This is a genomic window from Pseudomonas sp. TWI923, from assembly GCF_039673365.1.
GTDB classification, from domain to species: Bacteria; Pseudomonadota; Gammaproteobacteria; order Pseudomonadales; family Pseudomonadaceae; genus Aquipseudomonas; species Aquipseudomonas sichuanensis.
The window spans coordinates 1-23769 of the sequence record NZ_JBDJLM010000021.1 but is presented as its reverse complement, the minus strand read 5'-3'; the positions used below and the strand labels follow the sequence as shown (position 1 = coordinate 23769).

The 23769-nt window shown below is 62.1% G+C and carries 14 protein-coding genes; 8 read left to right on the top strand and 6 right to left on the bottom strand.

Translation table 11 applies throughout. The features are described 5' to 3' along the window. Positions 1–68: 68 nt before the first annotated feature. Positions 69–962, bottom strand: a complete 894-nt coding sequence (locus tag ABE459_RS11200) for an arginine deiminase-related protein (protein WP_346648030.1) — start codon at positions 960–962, stop codon at positions 69–71. 328 nt (positions 963–1290) lie between these two features. On the opposite strand from ABE459_RS11200, the gene ABE459_RS11195 reads away from it, so the two are divergent. The 3 genes from ABE459_RS11195 to ABE459_RS11185 all read left to right on the top strand — a co-directional run bounded on the left by ABE459_RS11195 (position 1291) and on the right by ABE459_RS11185 (position 5442). After that, on the top strand, positions 1291–1713 hold the full coding sequence (locus ABE459_RS11195; RefSeq protein WP_110992856.1) for an Lrp/AsnC family transcriptional regulator: 423 nt from the start codon (positions 1291–1293) through the stop codon (positions 1711–1713). Positions 1714–2038: 325 nt separating this feature from the next. Then, entirely contained in the window at positions 2039–3451 is a 1413-nt protein-coding gene (locus tag ABE459_RS11190; protein WP_258706619.1) for an amino acid permease, read from the top strand. A gap of 47 nt (positions 3452–3498) precedes the next feature. Further along, positions 3499–5442 (top strand): methyl-accepting chemotaxis protein, encoded by a 1944-nt coding sequence (locus ABE459_RS11185; protein ID WP_323833516.1) that lies wholly within the window; start codon positions 3499–3501, stop codon positions 5440–5442. A gap of 36 nt (positions 5443–5478) precedes the next feature. Here ABE459_RS11185 and ABE459_RS11180 read toward each other — a convergent pair whose 3' ends face one another. The 4 genes from ABE459_RS11180 to ABE459_RS11165 all read right to left on the bottom strand — a co-directional run bounded on the left by ABE459_RS11180 (position 5479) and on the right by ABE459_RS11165 (position 10928). Then, positions 5479–7332, bottom strand: a complete 1854-nt coding sequence (locus ABE459_RS11180) for an ABC transporter ATP-binding protein (protein WP_125464358.1) — start codon at positions 7330–7332, stop codon at positions 5479–5481. A 212-nt stretch (positions 7333–7544) separates the two neighbouring features. Continuing rightward, positions 7545–8291, bottom strand: a complete 747-nt coding sequence (locus tag ABE459_RS11175; protein WP_125464357.1) for an enoyl-CoA hydratase-related protein — start codon at positions 8289–8291, stop codon at positions 7545–7547. A 33-nt stretch (positions 8292–8324) separates the two neighbouring features. Beyond that, on the bottom strand, positions 8325–8930 hold the full coding sequence (locus tag ABE459_RS11170) for a cupin domain-containing protein (protein WP_110992860.1): 606 nt from the start codon (positions 8928–8930) through the stop codon (positions 8325–8327). A 45-nt stretch (positions 8931–8975) separates the two neighbouring features. Then, the gene (locus tag ABE459_RS11165) at positions 8976–10928 is read right to left on the bottom strand and encodes an FAD-dependent oxidoreductase (protein ID WP_323833514.1); all 1953 of its coding nucleotides are present in this window, start codon (positions 10926–10928) and stop codon (positions 8976–8978) included. 153 nt (positions 10929–11081) lie between these two features. Between ABE459_RS11165 and ABE459_RS11160 the strand changes: the two genes are divergently transcribed. The 5 genes from ABE459_RS11160 to ABE459_RS11140 all read left to right on the top strand — a co-directional run bounded on the left by ABE459_RS11160 (position 11082) and on the right by ABE459_RS11140 (position 23417). After that, positions 11082–12128: an ABC transporter substrate-binding protein gene (locus ABE459_RS11160; RefSeq protein WP_323833512.1), complete on the top strand. Its 1047-nt coding sequence runs from the start codon at positions 11082–11084 to the stop codon at positions 12126–12128. Between the two features lie 63 nt (positions 12129–12191). Then, positions 12192–12944 carry a class II aldolase/adducin family protein gene (locus tag ABE459_RS11155; RefSeq protein ID WP_323833510.1) on the top strand — a complete coding sequence of 251 codons (753 nt, stop codon included), beginning with the start codon at positions 12192–12194 and terminating at the stop codon, positions 12942–12944. 299 nt (positions 12945–13243) lie between these two features. After that, entirely contained in the window at positions 13244–14950 is a 1707-nt protein-coding gene (locus ABE459_RS11150) for a ShlB/FhaC/HecB family hemolysin secretion/activation protein (protein WP_346648027.1), read from the top strand. A gap of 41 nt (positions 14951–14991) precedes the next feature. Continuing rightward, complete coding sequence (locus ABE459_RS11145) at positions 14992–22236, top strand: DUF637 domain-containing protein (RefSeq protein WP_346648026.1); 7245 nt, start codon at positions 14992–14994, stop codon at positions 22234–22236. An 803-nt stretch (positions 22237–23039) separates the two neighbouring features. Further along, a complete protein-coding gene (locus ABE459_RS11140) occupies positions 23040–23417 on the top strand; it encodes a barstar family protein (RefSeq protein ID WP_258641985.1) in 378 nt (125 codons plus the stop codon). Positions 23418–23501: 84 nt separating this feature from the next. Here ABE459_RS11140 and ABE459_RS11135 read toward each other — a convergent pair. Next, on the bottom strand, positions 23502–23769 hold a 268-nt coding region (locus ABE459_RS11135; protein ID WP_323833506.1), incomplete at its 5' end, for a hypothetical protein.

Sequence of the window (23769 nt, the reverse complement as noted above, 5' to 3'; positions counted from 1 at the left end):
TCGTGATGGGGCTGGGCTGCGACCGATCGAGTCGTTGCAGACGCAGTCACGACAGCTCGCGCTGGGCCCTATTGGCGAGGGGAAAGATGAATGCCCGCGATCATGCAGCGCACCGAGCCACCCGCCATTTCGATCGTCGGCACGTCCAGCGGTACCAGCCGCGCCGAGCGCTCTATGCGCTGGCGCTGCTCGGCCGTGAGGCTGTTGCATGCTCGGCGTGACAGCGCAAGAAGCCGCCCATCCCGCCCAGACAGCTCGATGGCGTTGCCCGCGAACTCGTTGATCTGCTGGTTGGTCAGGTCAATCACATCTCGGCCGGATTCGATCAGGCGCATGCGTACCTCTTCGGCCCGTGCCTTGTTGGTGAAGGTGTCGAACCCCACCAGGGCGAACTCGGTCGCCACGCACATCAAGACGTTGGTGTGGTAGATCGGCGAGCCTTTTTCATCCGCCGTATCGAACACCATCGGCTCGAAATTGAAATGGGTGCTGAACCGCTCGAGGGCTATCGGGTCGGCGCGGTTCGAGCGTGCGGTGTAGGCGACCCTGGACAAGTGGTCGAACACCATCGCACCCGTGCCCTCCAGGAACAGCTCGTCTTGCTCCAGGCCCGAGTAGTCGATCACGTCCTGCACCCGGTACTCGTGCTTGAGCATCTCGATGACATCGGCCCGGCGCTCGCGGCGACGGTTCTTCGAGTACATCGAGTAGATGGCGATATGGCCACCTGGGTGGGTGGAGAACCAATTGTTGGGGAACACCGAGTCAGGGGTGTCGTGCTCGCCCAGGTCATCGAACAGGTGAACCCGCACACCCTCGGCCATGAGCCGCTGCGCCGCCTGGGTGACTTCGTCACGCGCCACTTCGGCGAGGGTTGCCGTGGCGATGTCAGGGTTGGCGCTCTGGAACGCGTTGTCTGCTGCGGTTTCCGGGTTGGGGGTGAAGGCATGTGGCCGGACCATGACCACTGCCGCAGGTGCCTGAATCGAACGTATTGGAAATGCCATCTTGTTATTACCGGGGTTGAGTGCGTGCAGCAACATCGGCTGCGCGTCGGGTTTGTTTTAATGGAAATGCACCCAAGGCACGAATCAAGTCCGAGCGTGTCGGGGGTGTCAATTAAACAGTGCACTTGGCAAGCGCGTTTTAATCGCCGGGCGTGCAATATCAACTGCCGGAAAATTGTGATGAAAGAAGGCGTCAATATGAAGCGTGCAGGTTGCCAGTTTTGAAAGACTTCTACACAATCTGCGCCCCTCGAATGACAATCTGAACAGCCTGGTATTCAACATGGATAATATTGATCGGGCGCTGGTCGCGCTGCTGCGGGACAATGCGCGCACGCCAGTCCTGACGCTCGCAAAAAAACTGGGGGTCGCCAGGGCAACGGTGCAGAACAGGATCACCAAGTTGGAAGAGCAGGGCGTGATTCTGGGTTACACGATTCGCCTGCGCTCGGATGCTCCCGAGCAAGGGGTAAGGGCCATCACCAGCATCGCCATCAGTGGCCACCATGCTGCCGAGGTCAAGCGTGCGCTGCGCGGGCACCCCAATGTGGTCGCCATCCACACCACCAACGGCCGCTGGGACCTGATGGCGGAACTGCGTGCCGACACGCTGGAAGGCTTTGACCGGGTGTTGAACTCCATTCGCTCGATCCCCCATATCGAGAACACTGAAACCAGCATTTTGCTGTCCACGTTCAAAATGTGATCACTCGGCCTGCAGGTTCTGGCCGTGCCACTGGACACTCTGTCAGCCGAGGCTGGCACTCTGTATGAAGCGGGGTGCGGTGTGCGCAGTTTGTTATGTTCCGCTTGGCCAGGTCGACTGGCAGAATAAGTCGGCTCAATAGTTCCGAGTTTCGAAAAGCTAGCCAGTCCGGTGAAATTACGTCACTGGATTTTTATTGTCGTCTGTGTGGTTTCCCATCCCTGTCTTGCAACTTTCAAGTGCTCAAGAGAACTGTACGTGCGTGCCAGTTTTACAAGGGTGTGGTTAAAGACCAGGTTTTACCAAAAAGAATAAGAGGTTAATGATGCAACACACCTGTGACGCGCCTGACGCGACAGCAGAAGATGGCCGTGTGCTCAAGCGGCGGCTCGAAAATCGCCACATCCAACTCATCTCGATCAGTGGCGCCATAGGCACCGGCCTGTTCATGGGCTCAGGCAAGATCATCGCGCTGTCGGGCACCTCGATCATCCTGGTGTACGCGATCATCGGCTTCTTCGTTTTCTGCATCATGCGGGCGATGGGCGAGATGCTCCTCGCCAACCTCGAAATGGGCTCGTTCGCCGACCTCGTGCACCACTATCTGGGGCCACGCGCCGGGTACATTCTCAGTTGGTCCTACTGGCTCAGCTGGGTGGTGGCGGCCGTGGGTGATGTGGTTGTGGTGGCGGGCTTCATGCAGTACTGGTACCCCGATCTGCCCACCTGGCTGCCGGCCTTCGCCACGATGTTCCTGCTGTTGGGCCTCAACATGCTCGCGGTCAAGGCGTTCGGCGAAGTCGAGTTCTGGTTCGGGCTGATCAAGGTCGTTGCCATCGTGCTGTTGGTGATCACCGGGCTGGTAATGGTTGCCACTGCCTACACATCGCCAGCGGGGGTGACGGCGTCCTTCAGCCACCTGGTTGCCCCGGGCGTGGTCATGCCCCACGGCATCCTGGGCTTCCTGGCGGGCTTTCAGATCGCGATTTTTTCGTTCGTCGGCACAGAACTGGTCGGCACTGCCGCCGCCGAGGCAAAGAACCCGGAGAAAACCCTGCCCAAGGCCATCAACACTATCCCGATGCGTATCCTGCTTTTCTATGTCGCGGCGCTGGCGTGCATCATCAGTGTGGTGTCATGGGCCAACGTCCCCGCCAATCGCAGCCCGTTCGTCGAGCTGTTCTTGCTAGGCGGGCTTCCGGCCGCTGCCGGCATCATCAACTTTGTCGTGCTCACCTCGGCGGCGTCATCGGCCAACAGTGGCGTGTATTCGGGGTCGCGGATGCTCTACGGCCTGTCCCATCAGCGCCAGGCACCCTTGGCATTCGGGCGCTTGTCGGGCACGGGCACGCCCGTCCGTGCGCTGATGTTCTCGGGTGTATGCATGGCCCTGGCCTTGACGCTGCTGTTCGTGATCCCAGAAGTCATGACGGTGTTCACCCTGGTCTCGACCATTTCGGCAGTGATGATCATCGTCACCTGGTCACTGATCCTGATGGCTTACTTTGCCTACCGCCGGCAGAACCCGCAGGCCCACCAGCGATCCACCTTCAAGCTCCCGGGCGGCAAGGCCTGCGCAGCGCTGTCGCAGGTCTTTTTGTTGTTCGTCCTGTGTTTGCTGGCCCTGGAGCCGGATACCCGCACTGCGCTGTACGTCATGCCGTTCTGGTACGCCGGCTTGCTGCTGGCCTACCAGCGTCGCGAAAAAACCAATGCTCGCCAGATGGCGACCCACTAACGACGGCTATTGGCCGGGTGAACGTTGCGCGGGTTCAAGGGGGATGAATGAACATTAAGCACAAGCTGATGTGGACCTTTGCCGGGATCGCAGTGATACCGATAGGCCTGGTTGCCATGCTGGTTGTCCTCAACCTGCGCGGTGAGGCGCGAGAGAATTTCGTCGACAACAGCACGCGGGAGATTCGCCAGGTAGGCAATGCGATGAGCCTGTTCTTCCAGGGCATCGAGCAGAACGTCAACTACCTGGCCGCGCAACCTTTGGTCACGGCCACGGGCAGTGAGGTCAACAAGTACCTGGGCGCCAGCACCGGCAATGAGCTGGGCGCCCGGGACCAGCAGATTTTCCAGTTCATGACCCGTCTGGCGGACGCTCACCCCAGCTATGCCTACGTTTCCTATGGGCTAGCAGACGGTGGTTACGTGGGCTGGCCCGCCACGAAAGACTTCGCCGACTACGATCCGCGCCAGCGCCCCTGGTATCAGCTGGCGATCGCCAACCCCGGCAAGACCTTGCGCACGGCGCCCTATTACTGGGCCGCCGATGACACCGTGCAGGTCAGCATCGTGCGCGCCGTCGCCAACCCACTGGGCAACCCGGGCGGCGTGGTCAGCATCGACGTGTCGCTCAAAGGGCTGACCGAGATCCTCAAGCAGATCAAGCTGGGCGACAGTGGCTACGTGATGCTGGTGGAGAACAACGGCAACGTGATGGTCGACCCCCGGGACGCCAGCCACAACTTCAAACAGCTTGCCAGTTTCGGCGATGGCTACGCCGACCTGGCCAAGGCCGGCAAAGGCCTGCTCGAGGTCGAGATCAATGGCGAGCACTTCATGGCCAACATCTACCCTGACGAGCAATTGGGCTGGACCTTCATCGGCCTGATCCGCCACGACGAAGTGATGCGCAGCACCTCGCGCCTGAGCTGGCTGATCGGCGCTATCGCGTTGCTGCTGGCTGCGCTGTTCGCGGTTGCCGGTACCGCGTTCGCCAACCTGATCGTGCGCCCGATCAACAATGTCAGCCGCGGCCTGGAGGACATCGCCCAGGGCGAGGGCGACCTGACCCGCAACCTGGACATCCGTGGCCGTGACGAAACGGCGCAGTTGGCCAACTGGTTCAACCAGTTTCTCGGTGCCATCCGCAGCCTGATCCAGCACATTGGTGCGGCCGCCGGCAAGATCCTCAGCACCTCCAACAGTTCGACACGTGTTGCCCATGACATGGCCGAGGCTGCCGGGCGCCAGCGTGAAGCGGTGGACATGGTGTCCACAGCCTTCCATGAGATGGTCGCCACCGCCAATGAAGTTGCGCGTTCGTGCAGCCAGGCCGCGCAATCGGCCGACAGCGGCCAGCAACAGGCCCGTGACGGCCAGCAGCAGATCGACGCCGCGGTGCACAGCGTCGATCGGCTGAGCCAGGAGATCGAGCAGTCGGCCCAGTCGATCCAGCAACTGGAGCGCGACAGCAATGCCATCCAGTCGATCCTCGGCACGATCCGTTCAATTGCCGAACAGACCAACCTGCTGGCCCTCAATGCGGCGATCGAAGCGGCCCGTGCCGGTGAGCAGGGCAGGGGCTTTGCGGTGGTTGCCGACGAAGTGCGGGCGCTGGCCAAGCGCACCGCCGACTCCACCGCAGAGATCGACGGCCTGCTGGGCAACCTGGCCAGCCGTACCGCGCAGGTCGCCGAGCAGATGCACGCCAGCCTGGAAGTCTCGCAGCAGTCGGTCAGCCGCATCGGCCTGGCCCGTGACAGCTTCGGCCAGATCCGCGAGTCGGTGGACGTCATCCGCGACATGAACACGCAAATTGCCACGGCGGCCGAAGAGCAGCACCAGGTGGCCGAGGAGATCAATCGGCATATCAGCCAGATACACGGCGATGCGCAGTTGGTGGCCGAACTGGCCCAGACGGCGCGGCAGGATTCGCAGAGCCTGGCGGGCTTGTCGAATGAGCTGGATACGCTGGTGCGACGGTTCCGGACCTGATTGACCGGTGGGGGGGCAACGCAGCCCCCGCCAGGCCTACTCCACGCTCTCGACCACCCCTTGGTCCTCGCCCAGGAACCCACCGCTCTGGTGCTGCCACAGCCGTGCATAGGTGCCGTTCTTGCCCAGCAGTTCGGCATGGGTGCCTTGCTCGACAATGCGCCCCTCGTCCATGACGATCAGCCGATCCATGGCCGCGATGGTGGATAGCCGATGGGCGATGGCGATGACGGTCTTGCCTTGCATCATCTCGTCGAGGCTTTCCTGGATGGCCACTTCGACCTCCGAATCCAGCGCGCTGGTGGCCTCGTCCAGCAGCAGGATCGGGGCGTTCTTGAGCATCACCCGGGCAATGGCCACGCGCTGGCGCTGGCCGCCGGACAGCTTGATGCCGCGCTCACCCACCAGGGTGTCGTAGCCGTTGTTGCCTTGCTTGTCGCTGAGCTGGCTGATGAAACCATCGGCCTGGGCATTGGCGGCGGCGCTGCGGATCTGCGCATCGGTGGCTTCGGGGCGGCCATAGGCGATGTTGTCGCGGATGGAGCGGTGCAGCAGCGAGGTGTCCTGGGTAACCATGCCGATGGCGCTGCGCAGGCTGTCCTGGGTGACCTCGGCGATGTCCTGCCCGTCGATGCGGATCGTGCCGCTGTTGACGTCGTAGAAGCGCAGCAGCAGGTTGATCAGCGTGGACTTGCCGGCACCCGAGCGGCCCACCAGCCCGACTTTTTCGCCGGGGCGAATGTGCAGGGTGAGGTCGTCGAGCACCTGGCGTTCGCCGCCATAGTTGAAGCTCACCTTGTCGAAGGTCACCGCTCCGCCGCGGGTCTGCAGTACGCCAGCGTTCGGCGCATCCTGCACCTTGGGGCCGCGGGTGAGGGTGGCCATGCCGTCCTGCACGGTGCCGATGTTCTCGAACAGCGAAGTCATCTGCCACATGATCCAGTGCGACATGCCATTGATGCGCAGCGCCATGGCGGTGATCGCCGCCACGGCGCCGGCGCCGACCTGGCCCTGGTGCCACAGCCACAGGGCATAGCCGCCGGCACCGAGAATCAGGGCGACCACCAGCGCCTGGTTGACGATCTCGAACTGGCTGACCAGGCGCATCTGGCGAAAACCGGTGAGCTTGAAGTCTTCCATGGCCGCGCGGGCGAAGTGCGCTTCGCGCTTGGAATGGGAGAACAGCTTCACGGTGGTGATGTTGGTGTAGGCATCGGAGATGCGCCCGGTCATCGACGAGCGCGCATGGGCCTGCTCCTGGCCGACTTTGCCCAGGCGCGGCACGAAGTACAGCATCGCCAGCCCGAACAGCACCAGCCAGGCCATGAACGGCAGCATCAGCTGCAAGGCGAAACCGCCGGCCAGGGCGATGATCGCGATGAAGTACACGCCGATGCCGGGAATGATCTCGATGAAGGTGAACAGCACCTCGCGCACCGCCAGCGCGGTCTGCATCACCTTGGTGGTGACCCGGCCCGAGAATTCATCGGAGAAGAACGACAGGCTCTGGCGCAGCATCAGGCGGTGAAAGTCCCAGCGCAGGCGCAACGGCAGGTTGATCGCCAGCACCTGGTGCTGCATCAGGGTGCGCAGCGCCACCAGCCCGATACTGGCCAGCAGCACCAGGCCGATGCCCCACAGCACGCGGCTTTCTTCACCGCTTGCGGCGGTGCCTGCCTGCCAGGCCGGGAGCAGGTCGACCACCTGGCCGAGGAAGGAGAACAACCAGGCTTCGTAGATCGATACGCCGGCACTGAACAGCGCAAGGGCGAGGATGTAGCCGCGGGCGCCGCGGGTGCAGGCCCACAGGAAACGCAGCAGCCCTACCGGTGGCGGTGGGACTTCATCGGGTGGGAAGGGGTCTAGCCATCGCTCGAACACACGCAGCATTCAGGTCTCCGCAAAGGTACGTCTGGTTTGTTTTTGACATGGGGCTGCCATGCATTGCTTGAGCTCAGCGCGGTCGGCGTAGGAGCGGCCTTGTGCCGCGAAAGGGCCGCGGCGCGGCCCCGACAATCTATGTGGTAACGCTGGGGCCGCTTTGCGGCCCTTTCGCGGCACAAGGCCGCTCCTACAGAGGACGTGCATACTTCTTGGGGTGGTCATCCCTTGACCATCGCCTGCAACGCCGCCTTTGCCTCGGGCGTCTGCAGGCGGGCGATGAACGCCAGGCCTTCACGCTCAACCGTCGCCGCCAGCTCCTGGCGATGGGCATCCTTGAGCAATTGCTTGCTGATGCGCAGGGCATCGCTGGGCAGGCGCTGCAGGCGGCGGGCCAGTTTCACGGCGGCGGCCTGGCATTGTGCGCCATCCTCCAACAGCTCGGTCGCCAGCCCCCACTGCACGGCCTGCTCACCGCTGAGCAACTGGCTGCACAGCAACACCTGCGCGGCCCGCGCGTGCCCCAGCAGGCGTGGCAGCAACAGGCTGGCGCCGAACTCCGGGCACACGCCCAGCGGCACGAACGGCGTGCGCAGCTTGGTATCGCGGGTGACCAACACCTGGTCGCAATGCAGCAGCAGGGTGGTGCCGATACCGATCGCCGGGCCCGCAACCGCCGCGATCAGCGGCTTGTCCAGCGCCAGCACCGCCCACATCATGCGGAACACCGGGCTGTTCAGGTCGGTGGGCGGCTGGTCGAGAAAGTCCGGCAGGTCGTTGCCGGCGGTGAAGCACTCGGCGCTGCCAGTCAATACGATCACCTCGACCTGCGGGTCGTCATTGGCTGCCTCGAACAACTCGGCCAACCGGGTGTACATGGCGTTGGTCAGCGCATTGAGCTTGTCCGGGCGGTTCAGGCGCAGGGTCAGCAGGCCCTCGTCGAGTTCGTGCAGGATCAGATCGGTCATGGGGCGGCACCTTGTGTTGTTCTTGTGGTGGGCTCAGAAGGTCGGCGGGGTGATCACCCAGATCACCACCGCATCGACGTCGCCAGGGTTGCCGTAACGGTGCGGCTCCTGGCTGGAAAAACTGAAGCTGTCGCCTTCGCTCAGCTGGAAGTGACGCTCGCCCACCCACAGCTCGAAGGTTCCGCACAGCAGGTAGCCGGCCTCTTCGCCGTCATGGCTGTAGCTTTGCTCGCTGTAGGTGCCCGGGGGGAAGCGCGAATGCAGCATTTCCAGCTCGCGGCTGGGCTGCGGGGTGAGCAGCTGGTCGACGATGCCGTCTTCGTAATGCACGCTCAGCCGGCTGTTCCTGCGCACCACATAGCCCTCGTCTTCCGGGGCAGTGACCGCTTCGCTGGCAAAGAACCACTGGATGGTCACGCCCAGGGTGCGGGCGATGTTGAACAGCGCCGGGATCGACGGGTAGGACAGATTGCGCTCCAGCTGGCTGATGTAGCCGGCGGTCAGCCCGCTCTGTTCGGCCAGCTCGGCCAGGGTCATGCCGCGGCGCTTGCGCAGGCCGCGGATGCGGGTGCCGAGGAACTGCGGCGCGGGGCTACCGTCCTCGGCAGGTGGCGGCGCTTTGGCAATGTGGCGATTCATGGCGGTTTCCAGTCGGCCCTGCAAAGTCCCGGAGTATAAACAGGCTCACAAGGCGGCGGCGACCTTCAACCCTTCATGGATCGCTTCCTCGGCGGTGCGCGGGGCCAGGCAGTCGCCGATGCGCTGCACCTGGGTGAGGTCCTTGATCTGCTCGGCCAGGGTGTCGACCGGCTGATGGCCCTGGCACAGCACCAGGGTGTCGATGCCTTCGAAGATCATCGCCTCGCCGCTGGCGGTGTGCTGCAGGTAGACGCTGTTGTCGTCGCAGCCATACAGGCGGGCATAGGGCGTGATCGGGATGCCCAGCTTGTGCAGCTCGCCGGCCAGCTGGTCGCGCACGTACAGCGGCAGGCTCTCGCCGCAATGGGTACCGTTGACCGCCAGCTGCACCTGGTGCCCGGCGCGCACCAGGCGCTCGGCGATGCCGGGGCCGATCCAGTCGCAGCGCCAGTCCACCACCAGCACCGAACGGCCGAGCTTCACCTGGTCGCGCAGCACTTGCCAGGCATCGACCACCTGCAGCTCGCCGCCACGCTCGAACGCCGGCCAGTACGGCTCGGCACCGGTGGCGACGATCACCGCGTCCGGGCGTTCGCGTTCGACCAGGGCGCGGTCGACGCGGGTATTGCGCACCACCTCGACCCCGGCCAGTTGCATCTCCCGTTGCAGGTTGGTGCTGGCACCGCCGAACTCGCTGCGCCGGGGCAGCAACTGTGCCAGCAGCACCTGGCCGCCCAGTTGCGCGCTGGCCTCATACAGCGTCACCTGGTGCCCGCGTGCCGCCGCCACGGCGGCGGCCTTCATGCCGGCGGGGCCGCCACCCACCACCATGACCCGCTTGCGCACGCTGGCCGGGGGCAGGTTGCCGTACTGCTGTTCGCGCCCGGTTTCCGGGTGCTGGATGCAGGAGATCGGCAGCCCGCGATGGAAGTGGCCGATGCAGGCCTGGTTGCAGGCGATGCAGGCGCGCACATCCTCGGCGCGGCCGCTGTCGGTCTTGTTCGGCATCTGCGGGTCGCAGATCAGCGCGCGGGTCATGCCGCATACATCGGCCTGGCCACGGGCGAGGATCAGTTCGGCTTCCTGGGGCTGGTTGATCCGGCCGGTGACGAACAGCGGTATCTGCAGGCGCGACTTGAAGGTGCCGGCTTCGCGGGCCAGGTACGCCGCCTCGATGGCCATCGGCGGGACGATATGGATGGCGCCGCCCAGCGAGGCGGAGCTGCCGGCGACGATGTGCACGTAGTCCAGGCTCGCCTGCAGGGCCTGCACGGCGGCCAGCGATTCGTCCTCGGTAAGGCCCTCGGCATCGCGCTCGTCGGCGCTGATGCGCAGGCCGACGATGAACTGCTCGTCAGTGGCGGCGCGTACGGCGGCAAGGATCTCGCGCAAAAAGCGCAGGCGCTGCTCCAGGTCGCCGTTGTAACCGTCGCTGCGGCGGTTGACCCGGGGGTTGATGAACTGCGCGGGCAGGTAGCCGTGGCTGGCGACCACTTCGACCCCGTCGATGCCGGCCTGGTGCAGGCGCCGCGCCGCAGCCGCGTAGCCGGCGACGATCTCGTCGATCATCGATTGGTCGAGCTCGCGCGGCATCACCCGGAAGCGCTCGTTGGGCACGGCGGAGGCGCTATAGGCGACCGCCAGCAGGCCGTCGGCGGACTCCATGATTTCGCGGCCCGGGTGGAAGATCTGCGACAGCACCACGGTGCCCTGGGCGTGGCACACCTCGGCCAGGCGCCGGTAGCCGTCGATGCAGGCATCGTCGGTGGCCATCAGCACATGGGAGGTGTAGCGGGCGCTGTCATGCACCCCGGCCACCTGCAGCACGATCAGCCCGACACCGCCCTCGGCACGGGCTTTGTGATAGGCGATCAGCCGCTCGTTGACCAGGTTGTCGGTGGGCATGGAGGTGTCGTGGCCGCTGGACATGATGCGGTTTTTCAGACGCTTGCCACGGAGCTGCAGCGGTTCGAACAGGTGCGTGAAGGCGGTCGACATACGGGCAGGCTCCAGCGGGGTGTTGTTGTTTTTTCTTATAAAAATGTACCTATAGTAAAAAATCAACTTGTTTTTTTACTGTCCGTTGTCTAGTTTCGACAGCACCCCCGCCTCAGGGGTGAACCTCACAAAAACAACAAAGAGGGTCCATCGATGAGCGCTTTTGCACGTAAACCCGGGTTGTACGCGGTGCTGTTGTGGCTTGGCCTGGGCAGCGCCCAGGCGGGGTCGGACATGGTCGTGGTGGGCTATGGCGGTGCCGGTCAGAAGGCCCAGGACGTGGCGTTGTTCCAGCCCTTCAGCGCCCAGGACAAGAGCAAGCTGATCCAGACCGAGTACAACGGCGAGATGGCGCGGATCAAAGTCATGGTCGACACCGGCAGTGTCGACTGGGACGTGGTGCAGATCGAAGGACCCGACCTGCTGCGCGGTTGTGATGAAGGCATGTACGAGCGGCTGGACTGGAACAAGCTGGGCCACAAGGACCAGCTGATTGCCGACGCCGCGCAGGAATGCGGTTCGGCGGCGCTGGTGTGGAGCGTGGCGATCGCCTACGCCCGCGACAAGCTGGCCCAGGCGCCGACTTCCTGGGCCGACTTCTGGGATGTGAAGAAGTACCCGGGCAAGCGCGGCCTGCGCAAGCGCGCGGTGTACAACCTGGAGTTCGCCCTGCTGGCCGACGGGGTCAAGGTTGAAGACGTGTACAAGGTGCTGGCCACCCCGGCAGGCGTTGATCGTGCGTTCGCCAAGCTGAGCCAGCTCAAGCCCAGCATCCAGTGGTGGGAGGCGGGCGCCCAGCCGCCGCAATGGCTGACTGCCGGCGACGTAGTGATGACCTCGACCTACAGCGGCCGCATCGCCGCCGCCGCACAGAACGGCAGCCCGCTGGCGCTGGTGTGGCCCGGCAGCCTGTACGGCATGGACTACTGGGCGATCATCAAGGGCTCGAAGCATGTGCAGCAGGCCGAGCGGCTGATCGCCTACACCAACCAGCCCGAGGCGCAGGTGCGTTACGTCGAACAGATCCCCTACGGCCCGACCAACACCCAGGCGGCCGCCGCGCTGGCGCCGGAGCTGGCCAAGTGGGTGCCAACCTCGAAGCAGAACCTTGAGGGCGCCCTGGCCATGAACGTCGAGTTCTGGGTTGATCATGGCGAAGAACTGGAGGAACGCTTCAACGCCTGGGCGGCCAGCAAGTAACCCATCGCGGCTGGACAGTCTTCTACTCTCCAGCCACCCCTTAAAAACCTGGAACCCGTGACCATGCCTACCGAACGACACCTGCGCGAGGAACTGGCGGCCTGCTACCGGCTGATCGCGCACTTTCGCATGACTGACCTGATCTTCACCCACATCTCAGTGCGCCTGCCGGGGCCCGAGCATCATTTCCTGATCAACCCCTACGGCTTGATGTTCGATGACATCACCGCCTCCAACCTGGTGAAGATCGACCTGCACGGCCATGCCGTCGAACCTTCGCCTTATCCGGTAAACCCGGCGGGTTTCGTGATCCACAGCGCCATCCATGGTGCCCGGGAAGATGCGCAGTGCGTGCTGCACACCCATACCCGCGCCGGTTGCGCGGTGGCGGCGCTGGAGTGCGGGTTGCTGCCGGTGAATCAGATCTCGATGGAGTTCTACGGCAAGGTCGCCTACCACGACTATGAGGGCGTGGCGCTGGACCTGAGCGAACAGCAGCGGCTGCTGGCCGATCTGGGGCAGCAGCCGGTGATGATCCTGCGCAACCACGGCCTGCTGACCGTAGGGCGCAGCGTGAGCGAGGCGTTCATGCGCATGTATTACCTGGAGAAAGCCTGCGAGATCCAGCTCGCCGCCCAGGCCAGCGGCAAGCTGGTGTTGCCGCCCCATGCGGTGTGCGCGCATACCGAGCGGCAGTTCAATGACCCCGGGCGGCCGTTGCAGGAGGGGCAGTTGGCCGATCCGGACGCGATGCAGTTGGCCTGGGCGGCGTTGTTGCGCTTGCTGGACAAGGTGGCGCCAGGCTATCGCGATTGATTTGCTGAGCCTGCGCGATCCCCTGTAGGAGCGGCCTTGCGTCGCGAAAGGGCTGCGTAGCAGCCCCAGCAATCTTGTGGGAACCCATAGATCCTGGGGCCGCTTCGCAGCCCTTTCGCGACACAAGGCCGCTCCTACACGGACAAGGTGGCGCCGGGGTGTCGCTATTGAAGGCATGGCGGGTGGACGTCGTTGTCAGGGCCGTCCTGACAAGTGCAAAAATTTGACGTCAACAAGCCGACTGGTAGAATCGCGCGCCCAGTGATGTCGTAGTGATATCACGCGCATGTGACCATTCAATGTTTTCCAGGACGAATCACTTCTTACGAACCACAGGGATCCTTGGCGCCTTGTTGTTCCCAAGCACTGTATCGGCGGCGACTCCTGGCGATACGGATCTTATCCGCGAGCGCCAGGACCGCTTGCTCGAGGAGCAGAGCCGTCGCCTGGAGGATCTCAAGAACCTGCCGGGGCAGTCCGGCAACCCGGTAACCCCTTCAGCGTCCAACGATGAGCGTTGCTTCCCGATCAGTTCCATCGACCTGGAAGGGGCTGACAGTCTGTCGAGTGCCGAGCGCCAACGCCTGCTCACTCCCTTCACTGGCCAGTGCCTGGGGGTGGCGCAGCTCGATCTGTTGCTCAAGACAATCACCGATCATTACCTCGGCAAGGGGCTGGTCACCAGCCGTGCCTATCTGCCGCAACAGGATCTGTCCAGCGGCGCTTTGCAGGTGCTTGTCGTCGAGGGGCGCCTTGAGCGTGTTCGTAGCGCCGAGGACAGTGGGTTGTCCGAACGCGAATTGGCCATGAGCTTTCCCGGTAAGCCCGGTGACCTGCTGAACCTGCGCGAAATCGAGCAGATGGTTGACCAGCTCAATCGCCTGCCGTCGAACAACGCGAAGATGGAACTGGCGCCCGGCGAGCGTATTGGCGGCAGTGAGGTGCTGGTCAGGAATACCCGACAGAAACCATGGCGGGTGGGTTTGTCACGGCATAACGATGGGCAGGCGAGTACCGGTGAGCAGCAGTGGGGGGCCTCATTCGATTGGGACAGCCCCCTGGGCTTGTCCGATCAACTGCTGTTGCGCGGCGGACATGACGCGGTCAGCGATCGCCAGAAAACCTCGAACAACGCGATGCTTCGCTACAGTGTGCCGTTTGGTTGGTGGAACCTCAGTTACACGTACAGCCAAAGTGAATACCGCTCGCAGATTCAGGCCCTGGGTTTCGACTTCAAGCAGAGCGGTGAAAGCCAGAATCATCAGCTGTACCTGGAGCGGGTGATCTTTCGCGATGCTGTCAGCAAGACCTCGGTAAGCACAGGGCTTGCGCACCTGCGCACCAACAATTTCATCGAAGACAGCAAGCTCAGGAACAGCAGCAATCGCATCAGCGAGGCACAGTTCGGCATCAACCATGGCCGACGGGTCGGCAATGCCTATATCAACCTTGACCTGGGCATGCAGAACGGTATCGGCGCCCTGGACGCCCAGGGCAATCACGCCCCTCGCCCTGGACAACAAGATGCCCGCTATCGCAAGTACACCGCGACGTTGAGCTACCTGCAGCCCTTCCAGTTGTTGGGTGAGTCCTTCAGCCTGAGCAGCCTGGTGACCGGCCAGCGTAGCGAGGATGTGCTGTTCAGCCCGCAGCGTATGAGCCTGGGCGGCCAGTCGTCGATTCGTGGTTACAAGGACCAGAGCCTGTCAGGTGACAGTGGCAGCTATTGGCGCAGCGACCTGCGCTGGAGTCGCCCGGTCAGCATCGACTGGCTGCGGCCGGTGCTGGCCGAGTACGGCGTCGGCCTTGGCTACGACCAGGGCGTCATTCGCCATGACCGTTACAACGCCGAAATGCACGGACGTATGTCGAGTCACTCGCTGGAGTTGTTCGCCCGGGGGCAGAACATGGCCGCCAGCGTGACGTTCGCGCATTCACTGGAGCGGCCCGGGCCGATCGAAGCGCGGGAGACACCCACCTACTTCCGCCTCGATTTCTTCCTCTAGCCGTTGCGCTTTCTGTTTAGACCGATACGAGATTCTCGACCATGGACGTTCGCCAGTTCGCCTTCCTTGCACGCCAGCCTTCAGCTGCCCTGACATGCCGGGAACACTTCCTCGGCCTGCCCAAGCGTGGGCTGGCGTTCATTCTGGCGAATGCCATGTTCTGGCAACCGTTGCTGGTACAGGCCGAGGGGCTGGTAGTCAGCGCTCCAGGCACGACGCTTGGACAGGCGGGTAATGGCGTACCCATTGTCAACATTGCCACGCCCAATGGCAGCGGGCTGTCACACAACCAGTTCCAGGACTACAACGTCGGCAGCCAGGGGCTGATCCTCAACAATGCCCCCAACCGAACCCAGCCCACCGAGTTGGGCGGGATCATCCTGGGCAACCCCAACCTGAAGGGCGGGGCTGCATCGGTCATTCTCAACGAAGTCACCGGTAACAGCCCCAGCCAACTGCGTGGTTATACCGAAGTGGCGGGGCAGTCGGCGCATGTGATCGTCGCCAACCCTTATGGCATCACGTGCAACGGCTGCGGTTTCATCAACACTCCGCGGGTGACGCTCACTACGGGCAAGCCTGTGATCGAGCAAGGCCGTGTCGAGCGCTTCCAGGTCGACGGCGGCAGCGTCAGCTTCGAGGGCGATGGGTTCCGGGCGGGCAAGGTCGAGCAATTCGACGTGATTACCCGCAGCGCCCGGATCAACGCCGAGATCTACGCCAAGAAGCTGAACGTCATCACCGGGCGCAATGACGTCAAGGCCGATGACCTCACTGCCGTCGCCCGAGCCGCTGACGGCAGCCAGGCGCCGGAGCTGGCCATCGACAGCTCCGCATTGGGCGGGATGTATGCCGGCGCCATTCGCCTGGTGGGAACGGAAAAGGGTGTCGGCGTGCGTCTGGCGGGCAACATGGCCACCAGCGCCGGGGACATCCAGATCGATGCCAATGGCAAGCTCACAATGGCTCAGGCGGTTTCCAGTGGAGCGGTCAAGGTCAACGCCGACAGCGTTCAGCTCGATGGCCCGGTCTATGCGGGCCGAGACCTGACGATCAAGGCCCAGGGGGATCTCGACAGCCGACAGAGCCTGGCGGCCCATGACAGCATTCGCCTCGAAAGCGCTGGCCGGTTGAGCAACGGCGGTAGCATCGATGCTGGCGTCAACCTCAACGGCAGCCGCAATGCCACCGGGGATGTAACGCTAACCGCTGATCAGGTGGTCAACCGCGGCAGCGTGATCGCCAGCCGCAAGATAGGCGTCGGTGCCACACAAACTCTGGATAACCAGGGTGCCAGCCTGGTGGCCAGCGAAGTCGACGTTTCGGCCGCGCGCATCGACAACCGCAAGGGGGCAATCACTGCCAGCGGCGGTACTGCGACCGTGCATGCGAAGGAGCAGTTGGATAACCGCGAAGGCAAGGTACTGGCCGGTACCTCACTGCTGCTGACTGGCGGTGAAGTGCTCAACCAGGGCGGTGCGCTCATTGCTGACAACCTGACCGCGCACCTGACCAGCCTGGACAACAGCCTGCAGGGTCGAGTCAGTGCCGAAAATGGCAAGCTCGAAATAATCGCCAGCGATGACCTGAACAACCAGGGAGGGCGCCTGCAGTCCACCACTGGCGCCATCGCGATAGAGGCGGCCAACATCGACAACCGCGGCGGCGTGGTTGTGGGCAAGCAGGTGCAACTGGCCGCCGAACAGGGGCAAATCGACAATCGTGGCGGCCAGGTACTGGGCACCCAGGTGAAACTGCAGGCGGCCGATATCGATAACCGCGAGCAGGGCAAGGTGCTGGCCGGTAGCGAGGGGCTCGAAGTGGTTGCAGCAGCCGTGCAGAACCAGCAGGGCGCCTTGCTTGCCGAAGACGCTGCGCTGGTACTGCGCATGGGGGATGAGGGCGAGCTGCACAACCAGGGCGGCAGCATCAAAGGTGCCAGTGTAGAGGTAACCGCTGCAGCGTTGGACAACAGTGCCCTGGAGGGCACGCTCGGGCTGATTGCCAGCCTCAAGGGCAACCTTCAACTGATCGTGAAGCGGATCGACAACCGCGCAGGCCTGGTGGAGTCCGCCACTGGTCTGGTGGTCGAAGGTGAGCGGTTGGACAACAGTGCTGGGGGACAACTACGAGCGCTAGGCGGTGACGCCAGTCGAATTGTCCTGAACGATGAGCTGGACAACCGCAGTGGCAACGTGGCGATCGGCAGCCATGGCTTCACGCTCGATGTCGTGAGCCTGCTCAATAGCGATGGCCATATCGAGCATGCCGGCCAAGGCGTGTTCTCTATCGATCTGGCGGCGTTGCAGGGGAGTCGCGGTCAATTGCTGGGGCTTGGCACGGGCGACTGGCGTGTTGGCCAGGTAGAGGGTGCGGGCAATTGGCAGCTCAACGGTGGCCTGACCTACACCAGCCATCAGGGCCTGACGCTGGCCGTGGGCGAGCGAATCGCCAGTGCGGGTAGCTTGACCTTCGACATGGCCAGCCTCGACAACGCTGGCGAGCTGGTGGCCGACGGTGACTTGACCCTAAAGCTTGCTGGCGACCTGAACAACAGCGGTACCCTTTCGTCGCTGAAGCTGATCGACATTGGCGCCATCAATCTCACCCAGGACAACGGGCGCCTGGCCAGTGGCGGCGATATCCGACTGACCCTGCAAGGCACGCTGGACAATCTTGGCCGCCTGGTCGCCGACCAGGCTTTGACCATCGAAGCTGCACGCATCAACAACCGCGGCAGCCTCGGCGCCTTGAAGTCGGCCCACCTGACAGCTGCGGATGGTGTCTACAACGACCAGGACAGCGTGCTGTTCAGCGGTACCGGGCTCAGTGTGCGCGGCGACACCTTGAGCAATTACTACGGCGATATCTACAGTGGCGGTGACCTCAGCTTCGCCGGCCTGGATGGCGAAAAGGGCAGCCTGTTCAGCAACCTGTCCGGCAGTGTCGAAAGCGCAGGCAACATCGACATCAAGGCCATCGAGCTGACCAACGCCAAAGCCGAGTTCAAGCTGGGCAAGGGGCTGGTGTCCGGGAGCCTGTCCTGGGTGTGTGGGCAGCACTGCGGTGGTGGGGATTCGTTCAAGCGCGGCACCATCACCATCACCAAGGTGCTCGACGAGACACCGACCAAGAACTCGCCGTCGGCGCGGCTGGTGGCAGGTAAAGGCCTGACGGTAGATGCCCAGCACATCGAAAACCGCTACAGCCTGATGGCGGCCAACGGCGACATGACCCTGGTCGCCGACAGCCTGCTCAACCAGGGGGCCGTTTCCCGTTCAGGCATCCAGATCATCCAGCGCGGCACACCGGGAAGGATCGCTACCGGGTACTGGGACCAGATGGAGTTCGTCGACGTCCCCGCGTTCAACGCCGCAGTAGCGGGCGGTCATTTCGACGAGGCGGGTTTCAACGAGCTGATCAGTCGCTCAGCCGATGACCGCTTCAGCAGCATGAGCGACGTCACCACCTGGAGCCCGAACGGCAATACCGTTTACGCCGCGACCATCCAGGCCGGTGGCCAGGTCAAACTGACTGTTGCCAAGAACATTCAGAACGGCAGCCTGGTCGATAACACCCTGGCGCAATTGACCGGGAGCCTGGGCGATGACCAGACCACCGCCTCCAGAGTCGGCGGTATCGAGATCGCGATCAACCCGAGCAGCCCAGCCCCGCAGCCCCCGAAGGATGTGACGAGGGTCGAGCAGGTCGGCGCCGATGGCAGTGTGGAGGTCAGCTTCGTGCCGGCTGATTTCAGCGGCTCGCCGTTCGTTGCGGTGGACCCGACGGCATTGCCGACGTTCCGCCTGCCGCAGGGCGACTACGGCATGTTCACCCAGGCGCGTAACCCGCAGGGCCGTTACCTGGTCGAGACCAACCCGCAGTTGACCAACCTGAAGAACTTCTTCAGTTCGGACTACCTGCTGGATCAATTGGGCGGCTTTGACACGCAGCAGGCCTGGCGGCGCCTGGGCGATGGTGGTTACGAGACGCGCCTGGTGAGCGATGCCGTTCTGGCGCAGACCGGGCAGCGCTTTCTGGCCAATGGCCTGACCAGCGAGTACGAACAGTTCCGCTACCTGATGGACAACGCCATTGCCTCGAAGGACCAGCTTGGGCTGACCATGGGGGTGAAGCTGAGTGCTGCGCAGGTGGCGGCGCTCACCCATGACATCGTCTGGATGGAGGAACGCGAGGTCGAGGGCGAGAAGGTCCTGGCCCCGGTGCTCTACCTGGCCAAGGTCGACTCGCGTGATATTCGTGGTGGCAGCCTGGTGCAAGGCCGCGATGTGAATGTGCTGAGCGGCAACAACCTGGTCAGCGTCGGCGTTCTGCGGGCCAGCAACGACCTGAGCGTGGTGGCGGGTAGCAGCATCTATCAAGGCGGCCTGGTCGAGGCTGGCAGAAACCTGTCGATGCTGGCCCAGGACAGCATTCGCAACGCAATGGCCGGTGATATTCGTGGCCAGAACGTCAGCCTGACCGCGCTGAGCGGCGATATCGTCAACGATCGTACGGCGATTCTGGTCGCGGAAGGCTCCGGCCATAGAACCGTGCTCGACGATGGCGCCGGCATCAGCGCGACCGGCAAGTTGAGCCTGAACGCTGGCCGGGACCTGACCAACAAGAGCCAGATCAGCAGTGTGGGCGATGCCACGCTCAAGGCAGGGCGTGACATCAACCTGCTGTCGGTGGCCGACAGCAGCGAGATCCATGTCAGCCGCAACGGTGGTCACAAGTACAGCGTGAACACCCAGGTCAAGAACCTTGGCTCCAGCGTGACCAGTGGGGGTGGCCTGACGATCGAGTCGGGGCGTGACATCAACGTTGTCGCCAGCACGGCAAGGGCAGGCGAGGACCTGACCGTCAGCGCCGGTCGTGACCTGTACCTGGGCTCGGCCACCGATGAAGACAGCGTCGAGACCCGCACCAAGCGGGGCAAGAAACGCATCAACGAGGAAGACAACCATACCCGTCAGGCAGCCAGCGAGTTCAGTGCCGGCGGCAAACTTACCGTCGACGCCAAGCGCGATGTGACCGTGGTCTCCAGCAACCTCACCGCTGGCGACGACCTGGCGCTGAAGGCGGGCAAGAACCTGCAGTTTCTGGCGCAGCAGAACACCGACCACACCCTATACGACATGCAGGAGAAGGGTGGCTTCGGTGCCTTGAAGCTCAAGCGCGACGAAGTCACCCAGGTGACCCATGTTGGCAGCCAGGTCAAGGCGGGGGGCGATGTTTCGCTGACCAGTGGCGGTGACCAGCGTTATCAGGTGGCGCAGCTCAAAAGCGGTGGCGACCTGACCTTGGACAGCGGTGGTGAAATTGTCTTTGAAGGCGTGAAAGACCTGCATGACGAAAGCCACACCAAGACCAACAACAACGCGCTTTGGAGTTCAGCCAGCGGCAAAGGCCGCACGGACGAAACGTTGCGCCAGACGCAGATGCAGGCGGCCGGTAGCATCACCATCAAGGCGGTCGAAGGGCTACGCATCGATCTCAGGCAGGTAGACCAGCAGACGGTAAGCCAGACCATCGATGCAATGGTCGCGGCCGATCCGCAGCTGGCCTGGATCAAGGCTGCAGAACAGCGTGGGGATGTGGATTGGCGGCAGGTGAAGGAAGTTCACGACTCCTTCAAGTACAGCAATTCGGGGCTGGGTGCTGCGTCGGCGATGATCATCGCCATCGTGGTGGCGTACTTCACCGCAGGCGCGGTGAGTGGTTTGGCCACCAGTGTCGGGTCTTCCGCCACCAGTGTTGCCAGTGCCGCCGGCATCAGCACCACGACAGCCACCACGATCGGTACGGCCGCCAGTGCCGCGACTACCGCTGTGGCCAGTTCGGCGGCCAGCAGCGCAGCGATCAGCACCATCAACAACAAGGGCGACCTGGGCGCGGTATTCAAGGACCTGACATCGAGCGATGCCCTGCGCGGTTACCTTGTTTCCGGGATTACGGCCGGTCTTACCGCTGGGCTGTTCGACGATTGGATGGGGACTAAAACAGGTCCGGCCGGGGCACTGGAGAACGGCGGAAAAGTAGTCACTACCGAAAGCCTCTCCAAACTGGAAGGCATAGGCCGCTTCGCGGGCAATCAGTTGCTGCAGAACGGCACCTCTACCGTGCTCGATCGCGCCTTGGGCGGTGACAGCTCGTTCAGTGATGCCTTGCGCAGCAGCCTTGCCAACACATTTGCCGCCGCAGGCTTCAACTGGGTGGGTGACCAGACCAGTCCTGACCGGTGGAACCTGAAGGAAGGCAGCGTCGCCAAGATCGGACTGCACGCCATCATGGGAGGCTTGGCGGCGGAAGCGGCGGGCGGTGATTTCAAGACAGGGGCGCTGGCCGCAGGGGTGAACGAAGCGCTGGTTGGCAGCCTGTCGCAGTGGTACGGCACGATGGACCCCGAGCAGAAGAAACGGTTGCTGACGATGAACTCGCAGGTGATCGGGGTGCTGGCGGCCGCTGCTCAAGGTGGAGACGAGGCGGCGCTGCAGACTGGGGCTTGGGTGGCGGGGACGGCTACGCAGTACAACTATCTGCTCCACGAGGAAGTGGAGGAGATGCTGAAGCGCCAGGACGAGTGCCTGGATCAGAAATGCAAAGAGGGTATCAGGGAGGAGTACGCTCAGCTCGATGAAGAGCGCAATAAGAGGTTGCGAGACACCTGCAGGCAATCGCCTGAGCTGTGTGACGTGTTGCTCACGAAATTGCTTGCAGACCAACCCTTGTTGCAGGAAAAAGTCAAAGCATTAAAGAAGGAGGGCAAGGTCGAGATCGCCGTTGTCATTGGTTTTGTCGTTGGACAGAGCAATGAAACTGCGATGCAGGAGATTGCGTCTGCATTGAGCCAAGAGTCCCAGTTTAAGCAAGGGCTCGGCCAGGTGTTGCTGGGTGTGGCGACGGGTGGTGGTGGGCGAACGCCGAAGCCTTCAGTCAGCCAGGGTGGTGGAAAGACGGGGCCCGCGGGGGGAACAGGCGTTGGTAGTGGGGCGAAGTTTGCCGACCAAGCCAAGCTTGATGACCATTTTGCTCGTCATGGCAGCGACTTTGGAGCTAAAAGTTCGCTTGAATATCAAGCACAAGCTGATAAATTTTTAACAGCCTCTAAGTCCGCTGGCGTGCTTGAAAAAACACGACCTAATGGAGATATCGTACGCTACAACCCAGGCACCGATGAGTTTGGCGTCGTATCCAGTGGGGGAAGTATTAGGACCTACTACAAACCTGATCCTGCAGTGCACGGCAAGGGTTCAAATTTGGATTATTTTAATGCCCAGTAATGATCAAATACATATTTGTCCAGTGTGCTTTTACCCTGGTCTCGATGAGCCAGCGTATGATGGTTTTGGATGCGCTTCGTATAATATCTGCCCGTGTTGCGGGACAGAGTTTGGGTACGATGATTCGACAGTCGCTCATTCTGAATTACGAGAAAAGTGGATTTTTGAGGGGATGCAATGGTGGAGTAAGCATCAGCTCAAACCTGATGGTTGGGATCCGGTAAAGCAGATAGAAAATAATTGAGATTTCAGGGGGAAGTTAAAGAATTAAAAGCGGATGGTAAGGTCCAGGTCGGAGCCGTCATTAGCTTTGTCGATGGACAGAGCAATGAAGATACAATGTAGGATGTTACGTCTGCATTGAGCCAAGAGTCCGAGTTTAAGCAAGGGCTCGGCCAGGTGTTGCTGGCTGTGGTGACGGCTGGTGGCGGGCGAACTCCGAAGCCTTCAGTCAGCCAGGGTGGTGGAAGGACAGTGCCTGCACCGGCTGGCGGATCAATTTACGCTGGGCGCCGAACACTAACGCGGCGAATTCACCCAGATAGTGGGCGTCGGCAGCCAGGTCAAGACGAGTGGTAATGTTTCGCTGACCAGTGGCGGTGACCAGCGTAATCAGGTAGCGCAGCCGAAAAGCGGCGGTTACCTGAGAAACCTGCCAGTTACTAAACTGAAGACGTTCATTCTATGCCGAGTATTGCAAGACCAGGGGGCAGCGAATCGTCGTAGGAAAAAGTGGCGAAATGTATTACACAGCCGATCACTACAAAACCTTCATTCATATAAAAAATTGAGGTCGGTCGAAAATGTTGCCATTCACGTTTGTGGATATCCCACCTTCATATGATGCGGCTGAGGTCTTTTATGTGCGGGTTGACCCTGCCATTGGGAATGCAGAGGAATTGATAAAGGCGCTGTATTATTTGCTTTGGTTGCCAGGGTGTTTTGGATTTAACTGGAATGCCTTATATGACTGCTTGAGAGATCTCGGCTGGATTCCATGCCAAAAAATCGTCTTTGTGCATGCGGCTCTTCCAGGATTGCCAAGAAAGGATCTCCAGGTATATCTTGAGGTTTTGCGTGACTCCGTACTTGATTGGAATGGTGACGAATGGCGCGAAATAGAAGTAGTCTTCAGGGAAGTCGACAAATTTATGGTCGAAGAACTGCTAAAAATAGCTTAGGCCGTCCATCGTGCACAACTATGCTGGGAGCCAGAGATGCGAAAAAAGTTCCGCAATCTCACTCGTCAGCTGCATCAATAGTATTTATAGGGCGGACTGTAGCTGCGGAAATCCTGAATATTTCGTTGAGGCAATTATGGTGTAGAGCCTTGCCTCTATTGCGAGAAAAAAGTGGGCAGTACGTGACGTCAGGGTACAGGTAGATGCGGACAAAAGCGGCTGGAGATTGCCTCCAGCCGTCTTGTGAAAGAAAGTGTAGTGAACCACCTGTGTTGGAATCGTCGATCCCTGGGCATTGATCGTCTCGATTCTCATCACCTGGCCATTCTCGTGGCTTTGGCCAGCAAACATG